This window comes from Chlamydiales bacterium, from assembly GCA_016185065.1.
Taxonomy (GTDB): Bacteria; Chlamydiota; Chlamydiia; order Chlamydiales; family Rhabdochlamydiaceae.
The window spans coordinates 239,690-258,042 of sequence record JACPOL010000008.1 but is presented as its reverse complement, the minus strand read 5'-3'; the positions used below and the strand labels follow the sequence as shown (position 1 = coordinate 258,042).

The 18,353-nt window shown below is 48.4% G+C and carries 16 protein-coding genes and 3 tRNA genes; 9 read left to right on the top strand and 10 right to left on the bottom strand.

Annotation, left to right across the window (positions count from 1 at the left end):
* Window positions 1-55 precede the first annotated feature (55 nt).
* Together HYX48_05170 and HYX48_05165 are read right to left on the bottom strand one after the other, a co-directional pair.
* Window positions 56-532, bottom strand: coding sequence for a hypothetical protein (locus tag HYX48_05170; GenBank protein ID MBI2743289.1), 477 nt, complete (start codon window positions 530-532; stop codon window positions 56-58).
* Between the two features lie 7 nt (window positions 533-539).
* Window positions 540-1,670, bottom strand: a complete 1,131-nt coding sequence (locus tag HYX48_05165; GenBank protein MBI2743288.1) for a MotA/TolQ/ExbB proton channel family protein — start codon at window positions 1,668-1,670, stop codon at window positions 540-542.
* Window positions 1,671-1,755: 85 nt separating this feature from the next.
* Between HYX48_05165 and HYX48_05160 the strand changes: the two genes are divergently transcribed.
* Together HYX48_05160 and HYX48_05155 are read left to right on the top strand one after the other, a co-directional pair.
* Window positions 1,756-2,472: a tRNA (guanine(46)-N(7))-methyltransferase TrmB gene (locus HYX48_05160; protein MBI2743287.1), complete on the top strand. Its 717-nt coding sequence runs from the start codon at window positions 1,756-1,758 to the stop codon at window positions 2,470-2,472.
* Window positions 2,469-3,440, top strand: coding sequence for a hypothetical protein (locus tag HYX48_05155; protein ID MBI2743286.1), 972 nt, complete (start codon window positions 2,469-2,471; stop codon window positions 3,438-3,440). Before HYX48_05160 ends, HYX48_05155 begins: the two co-directional genes overlap by 4 nt.
* A 23-nt stretch (window positions 3,441-3,463) precedes the next feature.
* On the opposite strand, the gene HYX48_05150 is transcribed toward HYX48_05155, so the two are convergent.
* A tRNA-Pro gene (locus tag HYX48_05150) sits at window positions 3,464-3,538 on the bottom strand.
* Window positions 3,539-3,667: 129 nt separating this feature from the next.
* On the opposite strand from HYX48_05150, the gene HYX48_05145 reads away from it, so the two are divergent.
* Window positions 3,668-5,248, top strand: coding sequence for a glucose-6-phosphate isomerase (locus tag HYX48_05145; GenBank protein MBI2743285.1), 1,581 nt, complete (start codon window positions 3,668-3,670; stop codon window positions 5,246-5,248).
* Window positions 5,249-5,492: 244 nt separating this feature from the next.
* Here the strand turns inward: HYX48_05145 and HYX48_05140 are convergent, their stop codons facing one another.
* Genes HYX48_05140 through HYX48_05125 form a run of 4 tightly spaced genes read right to left on the bottom strand, consistent with a single transcriptional unit; the run spans window position 5,493 to window position 9,635 of the window.
* Window positions 5,493-6,584, bottom strand: a complete 1,092-nt coding sequence (locus HYX48_05140; GenBank protein MBI2743284.1) for a DNA replication/repair protein RecF — start codon at window positions 6,582-6,584, stop codon at window positions 5,493-5,495.
* Window positions 6,574-7,677 carry a DNA polymerase III subunit beta gene (gene dnaN / locus HYX48_05135; GenBank protein ID MBI2743283.1) on the bottom strand — a complete coding sequence of 368 codons (1,104 nt, stop codon included), beginning with the start codon at window positions 7,675-7,677 and terminating at the stop codon, window positions 6,574-6,576. The genes HYX48_05140 and dnaN overlap by 11 nt, the downstream gene beginning before the upstream one ends.
* A gap of 25 nt (window positions 7,678-7,702) precedes the next feature.
* Window positions 7,703-8,164, bottom strand: a complete 462-nt coding sequence (gene smpB, locus HYX48_05130) for an SsrA-binding protein SmpB (GenBank protein MBI2743282.1) — start codon at window positions 8,162-8,164, stop codon at window positions 7,703-7,705.
* 31 nt (window positions 8,165-8,195) lie between these two features.
* Complete coding sequence (locus HYX48_05125; GenBank protein MBI2743281.1) at window positions 8,196-9,635, bottom strand: hypothetical protein; 1,440 nt, start codon at window positions 9,633-9,635, stop codon at window positions 8,196-8,198.
* Window positions 9,636-9,784: 149 nt separating this feature from the next.
* Between HYX48_05125 and HYX48_05120 the strand changes: the two genes are divergently transcribed.
* From HYX48_05120 to HYX48_05095, 6 genes are all read left to right on the top strand, one after another.
* On the top strand, window positions 9,785-12,370 hold the full coding sequence (locus HYX48_05120; GenBank protein ID MBI2743280.1) for a leucine--tRNA ligase: 2,586 nt from the start codon (window positions 9,785-9,787) through the stop codon (window positions 12,368-12,370).
* Entirely contained in the window at window positions 12,360-13,643 is a 1,284-nt protein-coding gene (locus tag HYX48_05115) for a 3-deoxy-D-manno-octulosonic acid transferase (protein MBI2743279.1), read from the top strand. The genes HYX48_05120 and HYX48_05115 overlap by 11 nt, the downstream gene beginning before the upstream one ends.
* Window positions 13,644-13,718: 75 nt before the next feature.
* Window positions 13,719-13,791 (top strand) — tRNA-Met (locus tag HYX48_05110).
* A gap of 14 nt (window positions 13,792-13,805) precedes the next feature.
* Window positions 13,806-13,879: transfer RNA gene (locus HYX48_05105), tRNA-Met, on the top strand.
* A gap of 111 nt (window positions 13,880-13,990) precedes the next feature.
* On the top strand, window positions 13,991-14,464 hold the full coding sequence (locus HYX48_05100) for a hypothetical protein (protein ID MBI2743278.1): 474 nt from the start codon (window positions 13,991-13,993) through the stop codon (window positions 14,462-14,464).
* A gap of 83 nt (window positions 14,465-14,547) precedes the next feature.
* A complete protein-coding gene (locus tag HYX48_05095) occupies window positions 14,548-16,704 on the top strand; it encodes a class I SAM-dependent methyltransferase (protein MBI2743277.1) in 2,157 nt (718 codons plus the stop codon).
* On the opposite strand, the gene HYX48_05090 is transcribed toward HYX48_05095, so the two are convergent.
* Genes HYX48_05090 through cyoD form a run of 3 tightly spaced genes read right to left on the bottom strand, consistent with a single transcriptional unit; the run spans window position 16,701 to window position 18,352 of the window.
* On the bottom strand, window positions 16,701-17,159 hold the full coding sequence (locus tag HYX48_05090) for a GNAT family N-acetyltransferase (GenBank protein MBI2743276.1): 459 nt from the start codon (window positions 17,157-17,159) through the stop codon (window positions 16,701-16,703). The genes HYX48_05095 and HYX48_05090 overlap by 4 nt on opposite strands.
* Window positions 17,156-17,995 carry a protoheme IX farnesyltransferase gene (cyoE, locus tag HYX48_05085; protein ID MBI2743275.1) on the bottom strand — a complete coding sequence of 280 codons (840 nt, stop codon included), beginning with the start codon at window positions 17,993-17,995 and terminating at the stop codon, window positions 17,156-17,158. The genes HYX48_05090 and cyoE overlap by 4 nt, the downstream gene beginning before the upstream one ends.
* A gap of 15 nt (window positions 17,996-18,010) precedes the next feature.
* Window positions 18,011-18,352 carry a cytochrome o ubiquinol oxidase subunit IV gene (cyoD, locus tag HYX48_05080; protein ID MBI2743274.1) on the bottom strand — a complete coding sequence of 114 codons (342 nt, stop codon included), beginning with the start codon at window positions 18,350-18,352 and terminating at the stop codon, window positions 18,011-18,013.
* Between the last annotated feature and the right edge of the window lies 1 nt (window position 18,353).

The window sequence follows — 18,353 nt, the reverse complement described above, 5'->3', positions numbered from 1 at the left end:
GCCAGGTCGATCTCGAGAAAAGCGGCGCCGAGTCGCCGCACTCCAAAAAAGAGAGCTAGAAGGAGGAGCTTTTTTCGCTGGGTTCGTAGACGGGATGGATGATGAAGCCCGCATCGCGGACGGCGAAGATGACCTCTGAGATCGGCGCCCACTCCGCGTGTCTATCGATGTGGAGGAGAACCTTAGTCTTCTCTTTTTCTTTGGGAAGGAGGCCTAGATCTTGTTGACGGATGAGCTCGTGCTGAATTGCTGCGATGTTCTCCATGAGGAATTCGCTCTCTTCAGTAAGCCACTTATAGTTTCCATCGCCAGTTACGGAGAGATTAACGGTGTAGAACTCATTCTGCCCACGTAGCGGGGAGCTCTTATCTTGAGCACGCACCTGAACTAGAGCAACTTCGCTATCAAAGAGAGCAGCGCGTGTAACTGCCAGCGCTGCAAAGATGGCGATCACAAGGAAGAGAAAATCCACCATCGGGGCCAGATTCATTCCGTTGTTTTTGCGTAGCTCTTCCTCAGGAATCATGCTCATTGTTGACCTATTTTTCTGATGATGAGGTAGTTCTAGGATCCATGAGTGCTGCCATAGACTGCGCCTCATCTTCAATGTGAGTTAATACGCGTACAACGCGGAACTTCGCAAACGAGTGAAGCATCATCGCCATGATGGCAACGATAAGGCCTGCAACTGTGGTGCCCACAGAGATGCCTAGGCCGTCGAATAGGGTGTTTACGCTCTCTTGCGATCTATTGAGATCATAGAAGGCGTAGAACATGCCGAGTACTGTGCCGAGCAGACCAAGCATTGGAGCCACAACTGCGATATCGTTGAGGAGACTAATGCGCTGCCAGAAACCAACAGTTGCGCGTTTGCCTTCTGCTTTCATCGTCTCAACCATATGAGCAAAACCGAGCTTTCTAGCTGCAATTGCAGAAGAGAGAACTCTTCCAAAGAGCTGGTCATTTTTTAGGCAGAGATTAAGAGCCTCTTCATACTGGTTGCTTAAGAGCTTCTGTCTAACTTTGCGCACAAAACTATCAGAGGTGGCGCGTAAGCTGAGGACGTTGTAGAGACAGATAAAGAGCGCAAATACTGATAAGCTCGCCAAGAGGGAGTAGATAATAGGGGAGCCGGCAAACACTTGCGCAAGATTGATTTTAAGCATAGGGCCTGTGTGCACTGGCATGCTAACTGGAATCTGAGCCACTGTTTTGGCTGGTGGAGTGACCGCTGCAGTAAGCGCTTTTTGCGCCTTCTCTTTTTGTGTAAATGTAGGTTTAACTTCAAAGAGCTCCTGCTTGTCGATCTGTGAAATAACAGGCTTGCTGAAGACCTCTGAACGCTCTAAATCGGAGATCTCAAAGGAGTCCTCCTCTTCGAGGGAGGTGGAGAGAGCTCCAGTGTTTTCTGTATTTTCTATCGATTGAGAGACCTCAAACTTGTGGGCAGCTGCCTGCTCAGTTTGGAGCATATCCGCGTCGCTTGTATCTGGGAAGCTCTGATCGAAGGTGAGAAGTTCGCCGATCTCAGGGAGCTCTTGATCGATGATCATCGGATCTTCTTTTGTGATAGAAATAAGTTGAAAGGGTGAGCTTTCAATCTCTTCGGCAGAAAGTGGTGCAGAAAAAGCGGCTAGTATGCCTAGCAGTAGCAGAGGGTTGTGTCTCATTGCTCTCCTATGGAGTTCAAAAAATTAATTCCTGAACATAACAACGTGTAAGGAAATATTCAAGCAAAACTGGAAATGGTGTAGAATGTTCTGCACTTCTACCACTGGTAATCCGATGCTTGCAAAAGGAAAAGATCTAAAGTACCCATTCTCTTGGGAAGAGAGGAGGCCTACGATTCACAATCGGGTGCTCTTTGTTCCGAAGCATTACGACCAGCACTCAGATTGGAAGTTTCCCAATTGGCATGAGCCTGAACTCTTCGGAAGAGAGGGAAGAGTCTTCATCGAGTTCTGCAGTGGCAATGGAGCGTGGATTGCACAAAAAGCAAGAGTTCAATCAGAAGATCACTGGGTTGCAGTCGAGCAGAAGTTTGAGCGTGTACGTAAGATCTGGGCAAAAGGCGTGCTTCTTCCTAACCCCAATCTATTTGTGATCTGCGGTGAAGCGCTAACATTCAGCTCCAACTATCTCCTCTCTCAAAGCGTGGATGGAACCTTTATCAACTTCCCTGATCCTTGGCCCAAAGCAAAACATGCGAAGAACAGACTCATCCAGCCTCCATTTGCTCAAGAGCTTGCGCGCATTATTAAAACTGGTGGAGATGCCGTTTTTGCTACTGACGACCAGCCCTACGCGATGCAGATTCGCGAGGTGATGCTGCAGAATTCGGCTTTCACTTCAAACTTTCCAGAGCCCTACTACTCCCACGAGTGGCCAGATTATGGCGCCTCCTACTTCGACTCGCTCTGGCGCAGCAAGGGAAGAGTTATCTACTACCTCTCATTTAAACGAGGCGCATGATAGAGGGCTCTCAACACGGTTTTTCTCTTGATGCCAACCCCTTCTTCCTGCGCATAGCAGAGAACTCATCAATATTTGATAAAGAGAAGCATAACGCCATCTCTATTCTACTGCCTGCGCGTTTGAATGATGAACTCAGATGGAAGGAGGAGATTGAGAAAGCGGAAGAGTTTGTCCAAAATGGCACGCTGATCTTCTGGCAGCTGGACCTTGGGCTGGAAGAGGGCGCTCTGATACTTACAGATCCGGCTCTCTTCTTCTCATTTGGAATCGCGCTTGAACAGTTTACTCAGCAGCTCTGGCCAGCTTTTAAAGAGAAGAGCCTGGGTGTCTCTCTTTATCGAGGTGCGTTTACCACTACTGAAAGACTGGTTTGGGATGCGGGCTTAGAAGAGCACTATGCGCAATATAGAAAAGGCTCTCTTCTCTCTGAACCAGTTTCCAAGCAGCTCTTCTCAACAAACATCTTCGCAGAGTTCTTGCACAGATTGATCTCCTACCTTCCAGTTGAAGTCGCCCCCTTCTGCCAGTTCGACACTGAATCTATTAAGAGTCTTGCTCTGCAATCCCTGCTATTTTCTAGGGCTCGTTTTGAGTACCTGCATCTTGGAATTAAAGGATGCGCGCTTCCTCTTCGAGGTTTAACTTGGGAGAGAGGCTCTTCGATCGGAGGATGGATAGGAGAGTCGGCATATAACTCTTTGCATAAACCTGCAGCTCAGATAGGGCTGATCATTCCACAAGATGCGAGCCTCTCTTGCGAGATCATTGAGAAGCTTGAAGAGACGCTGGCCTATCTATTAAAGCAAGACGCTTCGTTTCGCATGATCTCAGAGCTACACCTAACTGAAGAGTGGGATGGCATCGAAACGCTCATCTCCATTCCCGAAGCCATTAGCCCACAAGGCGTGAGAATGCTGAAGGGGTTTGCTGCTACGGGCGGAAAAATTGTGGAAAGCGCTACTTAGTGGAAGGGGAGAGTGAAAAGGAATCGGAGCAGAGGGATTCGAACCCCCGACCCACTGCTCCCAAAGCAGTTGCGCTAGCCAAACTGCGCTATGCTCCGATTCAGGGGCGATTCTAGTCTAAGTTGCAGCTTTTATGCAAGTCAGCTGCTTAAGTTTTGAAAAATTCTTGTTGTCAGAATGGTTTTTATGAGATGCTAGGGATGGTGATACACTAGTGGAGATTACGCATGCCTGCTTTTGGAGAACTTAAAGCTGTTCAAACGCTTAAAGAATTGTCAAAAAATCCTTTTGATTTAACTCAAGAGGAGGCTCTATCTCCGAAAAGGATAGAGGCGATGCGCCTCGACTCTGTGGGTTTTAAGCTCTTTTACGCCACTGAACGCGTCGATGAGAAGACGCTAAATGCCCTTGTAGATCTAGCTAACGAGACCCAAGCGGTTGATAAGATGCAGGCGATGCAAGCCGGCGAGCATGTGAACTTAATTCGGGGAGTAGAGAGTGAAGATAGGCCAGCTCTTCATACCGCCATGCGCGATTTTTTCGAAAAGAGAAATAGCTCTCCTGCTGCACAGGAAGCGACCAAGCTAGCCTATGATGAGCTCCAGAAGTTAAAGGCCTTTTTGGAAGAGATTGAGAAGAAGAATGAATTTACTGACCTCATCCAGATTGGGATTGGAGGCTCGGAGCTAGGTCCGAAGGCTATCTATGTTGCGATGAATGCCTTTAAGAAACCCGGCAGACGTGTGCACTTTCTCTCAAACGTCGATCCTGATGAAGGCAGTGCGATCTTCAGGGAGGTCGACTTTCAAAAGACTCTGGTTGTAGTTGTCTCAAAATCGGGATCGACGCTAGAGACGATGACGAACGAGCAGTATGTGCGCGAGCGCTTTAAAAAAGAGGGAATAGATCCAAGAAGTCGCATTCTAGCTGTAACGGGCAAGGGGAGCCCGATGGACAACCCTTCTGAATACCGCGCCTCGTTTTACATCTGGGACTACATTGGCGGACGCTACTCAGTAACTTCGATGGTTGGAGCTGTGGCTCTTGCTTTCGCCCTCGGTATGGACCGTTTTCTTGAATTCTTGCGCGGCGCAAATGCGATGGACAAGGCAGCGCTTGAAAAGGATCCGCGGCTAAACCTTCCACTACTTTCTGCACTCTTTGGGATTTGGAACCGCAACTTCTTAAATCATCCCACCACAGCGATCATTCCCTACTCTCATGCGCTTTCAAGGTTTCCAGCGCATCTTCAGCAGCTTGACATGGAGTCGAATGGGAAGAGAATCGATAAAGAGGGCAAGCCTGTTAATTTTGAAACGGGCCCGATCATCTGGGGAGAGCCCGGTACAAATGGACAGCACTCCTTCTATCAACTGATCCATCAAGGCACAACTGTGGTGCCCATGGAGTTTATCGGCTTCTTTATGAATCAGTACAGTGAAGATCTCTTATATAAGGAGACCTTCTGCCAAGAGAAGCTGCTTTCGAATCTATTTGCTCAGGCAGTCGCCCTTGCAAAAGGGCAGAAGAGCCCAAACCCCAATAAGGTATTTCCCGGAAATCGGCCGAGCCACATTCTGCTTGGGCAGCGTCTCGATCCTTATACAATCGGAGCTCTTCTTGCTCTTTATGAGCACAAGGTGGCTTTTCAGGGATTTATCTGGAATATCAACTCTTTCGATCAGGAAGGAGTCCAGTTGGGAAAAGTCCTCGCCTTAAAATTCATCGATCTCTTTGCCGCTGCAAGAACCGGCGGAGATGGCAAAAACTTCCCCATCGGCGAGGCCTTCCTAAAGCAGCTCCGCTAACCTGAGATTTTTTTCTTTCTTAATCGCGGAAGCGATGTCAGGCGCTAGCCCCGCGTGTAGCGAAGCGGAACGTGGGGAAAGTAGATTCCCCTATCAAAAAGCCGCGGTAGCGGCGACACAAATCTCTTTCGCCGCTACCGCGGCTCTTTTGTATTTAGGGGTTCGATGTTCCCCACGTTCCGCTTCGCTACACGCGGGGCTAGCGCCTATCGCCGCTGCCGCGGCTAAATCCGGTTTTCTGTGTTTATGGAAGCGCGCCTTCTACGCTGATTTCTGAGCCGGAGTGGATGAGGATCGTGGCGTTACAGAGGAAGGTGGGATCGGTGGGATTGGGTGTCGTAAGAAAGACCTGACCGAGGCCTTGGATCTGCTGCTGGACGAGCGCATAGCGCTTCGCATCGAGATGGATGCCGAAGTCGTCGATGCCAAGCAGAGGGGCGTAGCCCGTGTTCTCTTTTAAACTCTGCCATTCTGAGAGTCTTAATGCGGTGACCGCTCCTCTTTTCTGTCCTTCGCTTGCAAAGCTCTTCGCTTCCTTCCCGTTAATTAAGATTAGTAGATCATCTCTGTGGGGGCCAATGAGGGTCATTCCTGCTGCGAGCTCTCTTCTTCGGCTCTTGCGCAGCTCGTTATAGATCGCTTCTGGCTCCCAAGGACACTCTTCAGGAAGAGTTGGCTGGTAGTGGAGATCGAGCTCGTCGGCTCCATCTGTAAGCTGTAGAAGAGAGGCTTGCGCGATGGGTAGGAGCTGTTTTAAGCAAGCGCTTCTTCTTTCGAGAATGTATGAGGCAGAAGTGGCCAAGACTCTTTCCCAGGCTTCAAGCGACTCTTCTTTATTCTGTTTTAAAAGGGCATTGCGCTGCTTAACGGCCTTCAGGTAGCGACCTAGATGGTGAACATAGAGAGGATCGCTTTGAGCAAGGTGCATGTCGATGAACCTCCGGCGGTCTGTTGGTGTGCCAGCGACAAGAGCGAGATCTTGAGGAGAGATCAAAACGATGGGGATCAGGCCAAGTAGGTGTGAGAAGGAGGAGAAGGGAGTGCTATTATGATAGAGCTTGCGCGTCTGCCCATCAAATGAGGCCTTAATCGTTCCAGAGACGCCATCTTTAACATAGTGCGTTTCTACATGAAAAAAAGGCTTTCCGTAGGGGATAAAATCGGCAAGATGATGTGTGCGAAAAGACTTGCCAGTGCAGAGAAAGAAGAGCGCCTCTAAAAGATTGGTCTTTCCTTGCGCGTTTTCACCGCGGATTAAGTTAACCTCGGGTTTAAAGGAGAATGTGACACTCTCGTAGTTGCGAAAGTGCCACAAGACGACTTTTTCAATTCGCATCTAGACGCATAGGCATCAGAACAAATGATGCATTTGAAGAGTCTGTAATTAGGCCTGGATTGTGCGCATTACTAATAGAGAACTGGACGGTCTCATCCTTACTATGTCTTAGAATATCTAAGAAGTAGTGGGGATTAAATGCGATCTCAAGCTTCTCTCCGCCATAGTTGACTGGCATGCTGACAACCCCTTCTCCAATCTCGCCGCTGGTTGCAGAGAGGTGGAGCGCGCCATCGGAAAAAGTGAAGCGCACAGAGCTGCTCGCCTCTGTTGTAAAGAGAGAGACCTGTCTTAGCAGTGAGATGAGCTCTTCGCGATGCAAATTGATAGGATTTGGGCGCTTTTCGGGAATCACGCGCGTTACGTCTGGGAACTGGCCAGCCAGAAGTTTCGTAATCAGCGTTGTACTGCCAGTTTCTAAAGCGATCTTATCAGGCATGAAGGTGAGGTTGCACTTCTCCTCTTTCGTATCGAGAATTTTAATCATCTCTTCTACGGCTTTTAAAGGAACGAGATAGGGGCGAGGTGAGGATGTGCCATTCTCGATAGGAATCTGAATCTTCGCTAAGCGTTTGCCATCTGTGCCGATGCATGTGGCCTCTCCTTCTGTTTTAGAAAAGAGAATCCCATTTAATACCTGGCGGCTGTCGTCACGCGCTGCAGAAAAGGCTGTACGGGCGAGCATCTCTTTAAACTTATCGGCTCCAATTGCTAAGTGAACCCCATCTGCAAGATCGGGGAGCGAGGGGAATTCAGCCTTATGCATGCCTTGAATTTTAAAGTGTGAGCTGCCTGCATTGATGAAGGCTGTTTCGGGGGTTTCTGCATGGATCTCAATCTGAGGCGTTGTGAGCTCGCGCACGAGTTGAAAGAAGCGTTTTGCAGGAAGAGTGATGCCGCCCTCTTGAACAACTTTGGCGCTAGCAAAAGCGCGCATGCTAACTGTGAGGTCGGTTGTGCTGAGGATAATCTGGTCCGCCTGAGCCTCGATTAAGACGTTGGCGAGAATAGGGATAACAGGTCTTGGAGAGACGACATTCTGGATCTTTCCAATTAGCGAAACAAGTTCGAGTCTAGAGATGATAACTTTCATGTGAGGTCTCCTTGCTTTGCAGAAATCATAGCTGATTTTTCATTGCTCTGTCGATCGACTTTTTATGTTCGCGCTCCTTAATTGAGGCGCGCTTATCATATGCGCGCTTTCCACGGGCGCAGCCGACCTTGACTTTAGCGATTCCATTTTTGAGATAGATAGCGAGTGGGATAAGTGCAAATCCTTTTAGATCAGAAAACTCTTTTAGTTTGGCGATCTCTCTTTTATGTAGAAGTAGTTTTCTCTCGCGTTTCTCTTCGTGATTAAAGACGCCGCCATACTTATAGGGGGAGATTGAGGCGTTTTTAAGGATGACAGTAGAGTTGGAGACGAGGATATACGCATCTTGCAGGCTGCCGCCATGAGCTCTAAGCGACTTGATTTCGGTGCCTAGAAGCACGATGCCGGCTTCATAAGTCTCTAAGATCTCATAGTCGTGAAAAGCTTTGCGATTGGATACGAGGTCTCCCTCTTTTTTTGGTGCCATATCTCTATATCATAAGTGATAGAGAGGTTTTTTAGCTGCCAAAAATAGACTGACCAAAGGGGGTAACGCAGAAGCACTCTTTCTCGTCGTGAGTTCCAGTTGCAACCATTCCAGCGAAAAAGAGCCCTTCAAAGATCGCTGCTCTAATGAGAGCGAGCTCTTCTGGTGAGTAGCTAGGAAGTGCATACTTCCAAGTCTTTCCCGTTTTTTTTAGGGTAATTGCAGAAGTTGGGCTGAGTGCCACATAGACTCCATTCATAAAATCGTCGAAGTAGACCCATCCAGAGTCCAGCACGCGAGAGATGCTCTTTTCCGCCTCCCGCACATGGCGGTCGGTTGCAAGAGAAGGGGGAAGATCCACAGAGGTGATCTGATTTAAAGGGTGGCGGTAGAGATAGATGGCGCGCGCTTCAGCGTCTAGGGTAAACCAGCTTTTTGCAGACTCTAGGGGGCAGAGCTGTCCGTCTACGATATCGGCGAGCTTGAGCTGACAGAGCTTTGTGATCAGTTGATGAACGTAGGGGAGGAAGTCGCTCTTATCCGTAGACAGGTTATTGCAGCTACCAGCAAAAGCTTCGCAGAGAGCAGTAGAGGGGAGCGGAAGTCCTATCGCATTCTTTTTTGAAAGGGTCATCGTCTGCTTTTTCGCAAGGGAGAGCAGGCAGTGCATATCTTCAACAAAAGAGAAGTCCTCTTCCCGGGTTCTCTCAATTTTTGCTTTTTTGGGAATTGATGGGGTCTTTGAGTCTCTCTGAAAGAGGAGATACTCACGCCACTCGTGGAAAGGAGTGACTACCTCTTCCCAAATGTCATCATTTTTTTGATAGCCTAAGCAGCAGAGAAAATTGAATTCCAAAAGCAGGATCGACTCTTCGAACTGTTGAGGAGTAAGATTAAATTTTTCAATAAGCTCATCGGCGCGCACTTTATAGTCTGGGGAGTTATAGACCACTTCGACGATAGAGTTAAGAAGAGGATCTGTCAAATTGAGTTCAGAACAGTACCTAAGAAAAATTTGAGGTGTCTGTAGGTGCTTTTCAATAATAGAATCAAAAATATTGTTCGATGTGCGAGGGATCGAGTACCAGGTAGGAAGGATGTGAATAGGCACCTTACGGAGTAGGCCGAGTAGGTACTCTATGCCAGGGCAGAAGTCCTCATCGAACTTATCGATCTGCGCCTCGTAATATTTGCGCATCTCTTTGTCTACGGTGATCACGTCCCCATCAAGTGTTAGAAGACCTGTCTGGCTTAGCTTCTGAACAATAGGCCGCACCTCTTTTTCACTAGCAGAGATGTTCTTAGCGAGCTTTTTCAGTGAAATACTTAATGAACTGTATAGGATCTCTTCTAAAACGGAGATATCGAGGGAGGAGAATTGAGCCATGAGCAAGCGATTCTCAATATCTCTCTGGTAGTTATAGTCTGAAAGAACAACTTTATTTTTCTTAAGAGCGATTGTTTCTAACATAAATCGACACACCGTTTGTAAAAACAGATCCTTTGTGGATCCATAATAAAGTAAGATAACGACAAGAATCATTTATGGCAAATATTTAAAGCGGAAATTCCAAGATCTTGTTATATTAGCGGGTTTGTAAAACATATTGTGAGAAAGAGATGGACAGGCCGCGCTACGACCATATTCGCATAGAGAAGAAGTGGCAGAAGTTTTGGGAAGACCAAGAGACCTTTAAAGTCGACGTCGACCACTCAAAACCAAAGTACTACATATTAGATATGTTCCCTTACCCATCCGGGGCAGGTCTGCATGTAGGTCACGTCACTGGCTATACCGCGACCGACATCTTAGCCCGATATAAGAGGCAGCAAGGGTTTAATGTGCTCCATCCAATGGGGTGGGATAGTTTTGGCCTTCCTGCCGAACAGTATGCAATTAAAACGGGCACGCACCCTTCCGTTACGGCTGAGCAGAACATCAACACCTACCGCCGTCAGCTCAAATCGCTCGGCTTCAGCTACGACTGGAGTCGCGAGGTGGCAACAAGCGACCCAAAATATTACAAGTGGACCCAGTGGATCTTCACAAAGCTCTATGAAAAAGGGCTGGCTTATGAAGCCGAGATGCAGGTTAACTTCTGCCCATTTCTTGGAACAGTCCTTGCGAATGAGGAGGTTGAAAATGGCAGATCCAAAGAAGGCGGCTATCCCGTTGAAAGAAGACCTCTGCGCCAGTGGATCCTTAAGATCACAGCCTATGCCGATAAGCTTCTTGAAGATCTAGATCTTTTGGACTGGCCAGACCACTTAAAAAAGTTGCAGGTCAATTGGATTGGCAAGAGCCGTGGATCCAAGGTGAACTTCATTGAGGAGAAGAGCGGCTCGGCCATTCCCGTCTTCACAACCTGCCACCACACTCTTTTCGGTGTCACCTTCATCGTCCTAGCTCCCGAGCATCCGCTCGTACCTTCAATTACCACGAAAGAGCAGAGAGCAGCTATCGATGCTTATCAGAAAGAGGTGGTCAACAAGACCGACTTTCAAAGAGGAGAGGTCAATAAGGACAAGAGCGGTGTCTGGACTGGTGGATATGCGATTAATCCCGTTAATGGTGCGCGCATTCCGATCTGGATTGCAGACTACGTATTGATGGGGTATGGAACAGGCGCTGTAATGGGCGTCCCAGCTCACGATGAGCGCGATTTTGAGTTCGCAAAAAAATATAACCTTTTAGTGCAGCCCGTAGTCGATCCAGAGCCTTCAAGCGATGAAGATTTTGCACCCGAAGGACTCACCTTCGCAAACGTCCGCGTAGAAGTATTAGCTGGCAATAGATGCTGGTCAAAGGGTGGGCTATTAATCAATAGCGCGCATAAGGATCTCTCATTAAATGGCCTCTCTGCCGAAGATGCAAAAGAGAGGGTATTAAATTGGCTCATTAAAAATGAGAAAGGGGAAGAGGCGATCAACTACAAGCTCCGCGACTGGCTCTTTTCTAGACAGCGCTACTGGGGCGAGCCGATTCCAATTATCCACCTTGAAGGCGGAAAGCAGAGAGCACTCGGACTTGATGAGCTGCCTCTCTGCCCTCCGCAACTTGCAGATTTTAAGCCGAGCCCAACAGGCGAGAGCCCACTTGCACGCGTGCAAGAGTGGGTGCACATTCAAGACATCAAAACGGGAAAGAAGGCGTGGCGTGAGACCAACACAATGCCGCAATGGGCTGGCTCCTGCTGGTACTATCTGCGCTTCTGCGATCCGCTAAACGACAAAGCTGCATGGGATAAAGAGATCGAAAAGTACTGGATGCCTGTCGATATGTATGTGGGAGGCGTGGAGCATGCTGTTCTTCATCTTCTCTATGCCCGCTTCTGGCACAAGGTTCTTTATGATAGCGGCCTTGTAAGTACTCCTGAGCCTTTTCAGACCCTCCGCAACCAGGGGCTTGTGATCGCTAAGTCATTTAGGCTTCCAGGCGGCGCCTATATCTCACCCGAAGAGGTGAGGGAAGAGAAGGGGCGCTACTTCCAGATCGGCACCGATCAGGAGCTCGAAGTCCTCACCGAAAAGATGTCCAAGTCGAAGTTGAATGGAGTAACACCCGATGAGATGATTGAAGAGTTTGGAGCAGACTCGCTCCGCCTCTACGAGATGTTTATGGGGCCGTTTGACAAAGAGAAGCTCTGGAACACCGATGCTGTAACTGGCTGCAGGCGCTTTTTAAGCCGCTTCTACGACCTCCTTCACTCCGAAAAAGCTTCGGATGAGGAGACAGAAGAGGCGATGAAGCTCACCCACCGGTTAATCAGCCAGGTGCAAAGGGATATCGAAGCGATGCAGTTTAACACAGCGATCGCCAAGATGATGGAGTTCATGAACAATTTTGCTCCACTTCCCAACTATCCCAAGAGCGCTCTCAGAATATTAGCTCAGCTGCTCTCACCATTTGCTCCACACATTGCTGAAGAGGCGTGGCAGCATCTGGGCGGCAAAGAGACGCTGACTTTTGCTCCATTCCCCAAGGTCAACCCCCTCTATCTTATCGATGAGATGGTTACCTACATCATTCAGGTGAATGGTAGGCTTAGAGGTCGCTGGGAGCTTCCAAAAGATAAGAGCCAGGAAGAGCTTCTTAAGTTTATCGAGACGCAGCCGCAGATCGCAAAGCATGTGAAGGGAGAGATCCAGAAGGTGATCTTCGTGCCTAATAAACTCATGAACCTCGTGATTGCAGATGCTTCTTAGTTTTATTTACGATCTTCTACTCCTGCTGCTCGGGTTAGTTGCCCTGCCAAAGCTTCTCTGGCATCGCATTAAACTGGGGAAGTATCGCAAAAGTCTAGGAGAGCGTTTAGGCTGGAGGCTGCCACCTGCAATCGAAAAGGGAGAGGGGAGAGTAGTCTGGATTCACGCCGTCTCGGTAGGTGAGACAAAGGCGGTTGCTCCTCTCTATAAGAAGATCCGATCCGAGATGCCAGATGCAAAAATCGTTATCTCGTGTGTTACAGAGACCGGCCTTGCAGAGGCCGGGCGTTCGCTTCCAGCAGCGGACAGCTACTTCTTTCTGCCGATCGACTTCTCATGGCTTATCAAGCGTATCTTGCACAGAATACAGCCCGATCTCTTAATTCTTGTAGAAGGGGAGTTCTGGTACCACCTGTTAAAATTTACAAAACTCTCTGGCGCGCAGATCGCGCTTGTAAACGGGAAGCTCTCGGAGCGCTCATTTAAGCGATTTAAACTCTTTGGATTCTTCTCAAAACTTCTCTTCTCTTATTTCGATAAGTTCTGCTTGCAGAGCTCGCGTTATTACGAGCGCTTTCTAGAGCTGGGCATCTCTCCAGAAAAGCTGCTCATCACTGGAAATCTAAAGCTCGACATCTCACCCGTAGAGCTCACAGACGCAGAACGTGCCACTTGGCAAGATGAGCTTGGAATAAAGAGAGATGACCGCGTCCTAGTCATCGGTTCATCGCACGACCCCGAAGAGGAGTGGCTCCTCTCCGCACTGGATAAGGTCTGGATAGAAATTCCTAAGCTAAAAGTCCTTATCGTGCCGCGACATCCCGAGCGCTTTTCCAAAGTTGCAGCCCAGTTAAAAGCACGCGGCCTTTCAATTATTACCTATACTGAGCGCGCATTCAAAAAAGGGGATGAGAGGGTCATTCTCATCGATGCGATGGGAAAGCTGCTTAACTGCTTCCAGCTAGCCGAACTCGCCATCATGGGTGGAAGTTTCGTCTCCCATGTAGGTGGACACAATATTTTTGAACCCGTTCAAGTGGGCGTCCCTGTTATTTTTGGCCCTCACATGCACACCCAGCTGGACCTTGTCGATCTCGCTATCACCTCAGGCGCTGGGATTCAAGTTCCACTAGCCAGCCTTCCTGAAACGATCCTTGACCTTCTCCAGAATCCAAGCAGATGGAAGCAGGCCCACCACTCATGCCTAAACGTCACCCGAGAAGCTCGAGGCTCCACCGAGCGCACCTGGCAGACCCTAAAGCCCCTCCTCTGATCAGAGGCGCTGTACTCCAAAAAGAATAACTTTGAGGTTAATGGCTCTCTTTGTTACTCTACTCTTTCTTTCTACCGCGGGGTGGAGCAGTGGTTAGCTCGTTGGGCTCATAACCCAAAGGCCGGAGGTTCGAATCCTTCCCCCGCTATTTTTTTCCTCTTGGGCGGTATAGCTCAGTTGGTTAGAGCAGCGGAATCATAATCCGTTTGTCGTTGGTTCGAATCCGACTACCGCTACTTTCTAGATTGTGTCACAATAATTTAAAATCACACACACCTATGACATCCACATCAGTACCACCGCTAGTGCTATCTTTAACCTATATACATCCATTACAAGAGCATAGCTTGAGAGAAAAACAGATAGAGAAAACCCTCAAGGCGCGCAAGGTTGTTGAAGGCCAAGCTTTTTGGCAAGTAGAGGGCCTCTGCTCTGTGCTCGTCTCCTACCTCGATCCCACAACTGGCTATGAAGTTGCAAATCACTTTCATCCCAATAGATGGCAAGAGGTTTTTACAGCTGCTTGGCACAGGCATATTTTTAAAGATACGAGTGCAGCGATCGATTTTGCAAAAGATCCTTGGGGATGTATGCTAATTAATATTAGCAGAAATATGCTTCACTCTTGGAAACTTTCAGACCACGAGAGAATAGTCTCTGTTATTAAAAAGACTATAAGTGTTCTTCCAGAAAAGGGTCTTCCAGATCTAGAAAGAGAAGACTCTTTTTTCAGTTCCGGTACTCTTACTACAAACTTCGATTGGGTTTTAGGAATGAAACAGCAAAAAGAGTTCAGCCTTCTAGAATCTAAAACAGCTTGAACTTCTCTTTTTGCTTCTGTTTTTCTGTTTTTTTTAAAATTTTGAAGTGGGCATTATCACTCTTTTTTTAAAAGGAGTGTCTGATGCAACAGAGTAGATGGATCTTCTGCCTTCTGGTTTTGACTGTTACGAGCGTTTGCGAGGCCGATTTTTCTAGTCACTTTAAAAAGGTGGGGGAGAAGAGGCCAGAAGAGTGCGCTGTCAAGAATGTCGATCTCATCTACCTCATCAATCTTGATAAACGTCCAGAGAAGCTCGAAAAGAGCCTATCGCAGCTTAAGCCCTATGGTATCACTCCTCATCGCTTTTCTGCGGTTTCTGGCTGGGATCTCACGGCCGAAGCTCTAAATGAGCTAGGAGTAAGCTACAAACCGGGGATGTTGGATAGCGCATGGGCGGCCCACTTTCCCAGTCGCGCATCCAACTCTCCTGAGATGGACTTCTTAAGAGATGAGTGTTTTGGAAAGACCTTCTTCTCTCGCTGGATGACTTTAGGCGCAATCGGGTGCACGCTCAGTCACCTCTCTATCTTGCAGGACGCCTATGATTCGGGGTATGAGACGATCTGGATCATGGAAGATGATATCGCCATTCAAGAGGATCCTCGAAAGATATCTACACTCATTGAGCAGCTGGATCGGCTCGTTGGAAGAGAGGGGTGGGACGTTCTCTATACTGATCTAGATACTTCCGATGCTGCTCTCTATACCGAAGCAAACGACTTCCAGAGCGATTTAAAGGGGGATCTCTGGTTTTTCTGGAGGCCAGATATGGACCTTTCGGACCGAAGTGTCTTTGCTAAGCGAACAATTCTAAATGACGATTTCATGAGAGTGGGCAGCCGCATGAGAACCCACTCAATGATCATTCGTCGTTCAGGCATGAAAAAGATCTTGGAGCATGAGAAGAAGCAGCACATCTACATTCCCTACGACCATGAGATTGCGACTGTGCCTGGAATTCAGCTGGTTAGTTTGAGACGCAATCTAGTCACGCATGTGCCATCGCCATCTGATACGCAAACCAACCAGTTCGATCAAAAGAGCAGCTGGGAAGAGCACAAAGCGCGAGTGCTCGGCGAGTTGTCGAAGATCCCCGGATGGTACAACCCGAAAAAAGCTGAAGTCGTGATGGAGTTCGTCCGTGAGAATGCTCCTAAACTCTGTGTCGAGATTGGCGCTTTTGGTGGAGCTGTTACCTATCCCATCGCAAGCACGCTTAAATTTTTAAAGAGTGGAGAGGTGTACGCAATTGACGCTTGGGACACTCCTGCTGCCATTGAAGGAATGGAGAACGAGAGAACCATCCTCTGGTGGAAGAATCTCAATATGGAGGAGATCAAGAAGAAGTTCTTAGAGCTGCTCTCTCTAAAACAGCTTCAGCAGATCTGCCACCCAGTTCTTGGACGTTCAAGAGATGCACTTAAACTCTTCCAAGATGGATCTGTGGACCTTCTCTATCTAGATGGCAACCTCTCCAAAAAAGGTAGCTTGGAAGACGCCCAGCTCTACTACTCTAAAGTCAAAAAGGGCGGATATATCTGGCTCGACAATGCGGACTCTGAAAATAAGAAGCAGTCGATCGCATTCCTTATGAAGAATTGCAAATGGATTAAAGAGAGGTCGATTGGCATCAACTGCATCCTTTTTCAAAAAACACGAGAGAATCTGGCTCAAAATCTGGTCCATGAGCATGGCTATTGGATCGGGACGGATATCCTGCATGAACATCAATTTGATAGACCTCTTGCTGCAGCACTGGCTGAGTTTTTTAAAACAGAGCAAGCCACAAGTGTTGTCGACTTTGGGTGCGGAACGGGGGAGTATGTCGACCACTTCTTAAAAGAGAAGATCAACTGTGAAGGTTATGATGGCAACCCCGACAGCGCGAAGATCTCAAACGTGCCGGTGAAAGTCGTCGACTTAAGCCAGCCCTTTAACTTGGGCAGGCGCTTTGACTGGGTGCTCAGTATCGAAGTTGGAGAGCACCTGCCTAAACAGTTTGAGCGCACATTCATTGAAAATCTGCACCAGCATAACGCCAAGGGAGTCGTTCTCAGCTGGGCAGTCAAAGGCCAAGGAGGCTTTGGACATTTCAACGAGCAGGATAATAGCTACATCAAGTCGATCATGCTCGAGCAGGGCTACGAGAACGACCTGGAGGCTGAAGGAAAGCTAAGACAAGCCGCCAAGCTCCCCTGGTTCAAGAACACGCTCATGGTCTTTCGAAAAAAAAGTTAGCTTTTGAAGAGTTGGCGGGTGACTATGCCCCAGTGTGGGTCACTGATTCGATCTTCGGTGAACTGACCGCTTGTATAGACATTAATCACGTCGCGCCAGAAGGTTGCAGCAACCTCTGCTCCCCAGATCTGCCTTACCTGCCAAGGGCCAGGAAAGAGGTCAAAAATGTGCGTTGCGAGGAACCTTCCTAATCCCCGTTTGCGATAACAGGGGAGAATGTAGAATTCGGCGATATCCCAGCGCCCTTTTACTTCTGATACGATTACAAAACCGGCAGGCTTCTCTTTGAGCATCAGGTAGAAGCCTTTGTACGGCTCTTGCCAGCTCGCCTCCAGACTAAAGAAGCCAGAAAAGTCGGGTTCTTTATTTGTAAGAGCAGAAAATTCCGCCTCATAATCTTGAGCCAGGATATCAAAAATATGGGCGTTACTTTTCGCGATGGCAACAATAGTCATACATTTAGTGAGATCATTAGAGAGAAGAGGGTGACTACGGGAAGGGAGAAGAGAAAGACTCTGCGGGCCCAGAGCTTCTCGTCAGCTTGCTTACGCAGGCAGAGAACGAGCCAGATGAGGGCTGCAAGTGAGGTTACAGCGAGGTAGAGATACCCCGTGTAGCCGAAAAGGGTGAGTAGGGGAGTGGTTAATGCGAAGATGGTGGCATAGATTACTATCTGCGCTCTTGTGGCCGGCACACCTTTGCGTATCGGCAGAACGGGGATAGATGCTGCTGCGTAATCTTGGAAGCGGTAGATCGCAATCGCGTAGAAGTGGGGCATCTGCCAGAGAAAGAGGATAGCAAACAAGATGAGTGCTGCAGCGTCAAGTCTACCGGTTACTGCGCAGTAGCCGACAACGGGCGGGGTTGCTCCAGCGACAGCTCCAACAAGCGTCGCGTGAGTGGAGTGGTATTTCAAGAGGCTGTAGGCGGTGACATAAATCACGAAGCCAATAAGAGCAATCAGCAGAGTCAACAAGTTGGTAAAGAGCGCTAGAATGGCAGCCCCAGCGCATCCCAAAATGAGCGCAAAAATCAGCGCATGAGGTGCCGAGATCGTCTGCTTTACAAGCGCTCGCTCTCTCGTTCTTTCCATCTTTGCATCGGCGTCGCGATCTATATAGTTATTAAAGACGCAGCCCGAGGCGATGATAAGCGAAAGTCCACCGGCTGCTGCCAGAAGGAGCAGAGCGTTGATCTCACCCTTTGAAGCCAGAATAAAGCCACCAATACAGGTAACCAGATTGCCAAAGATGATACCGGGCTTAATCAGTTTATAGTAGGTCTTGATCAATCTGTCTTCTCACGGTTATTGATGCTGCATGTCCATCATTGGCATCATGCGGTAGTTTAAGTGGTACATGATCCAGAGCGAACCAAAGACGATGACAACTAGCACTGTTAACATGAAGAAGAAGGCGAGCATATTCCAGCGCGGCTTCGACTCTTCTCCCAAGTGGAGAAAGAGAACGAGCTGAATAACTGTTTGAACCAGGCCAAGACCGACGATGGTGTAGATAAGGCTCGGGCCGGTGAGCAGCTTCTGATCGACAGCAAAAAAAGCCGCAAGTGTGAGAATAACCGAAAGGAGAAATCCCCAGATATAAGTCTTAACGGTTCCTTGCAGTTTGTAGTCGCGGATTGAGCTCATG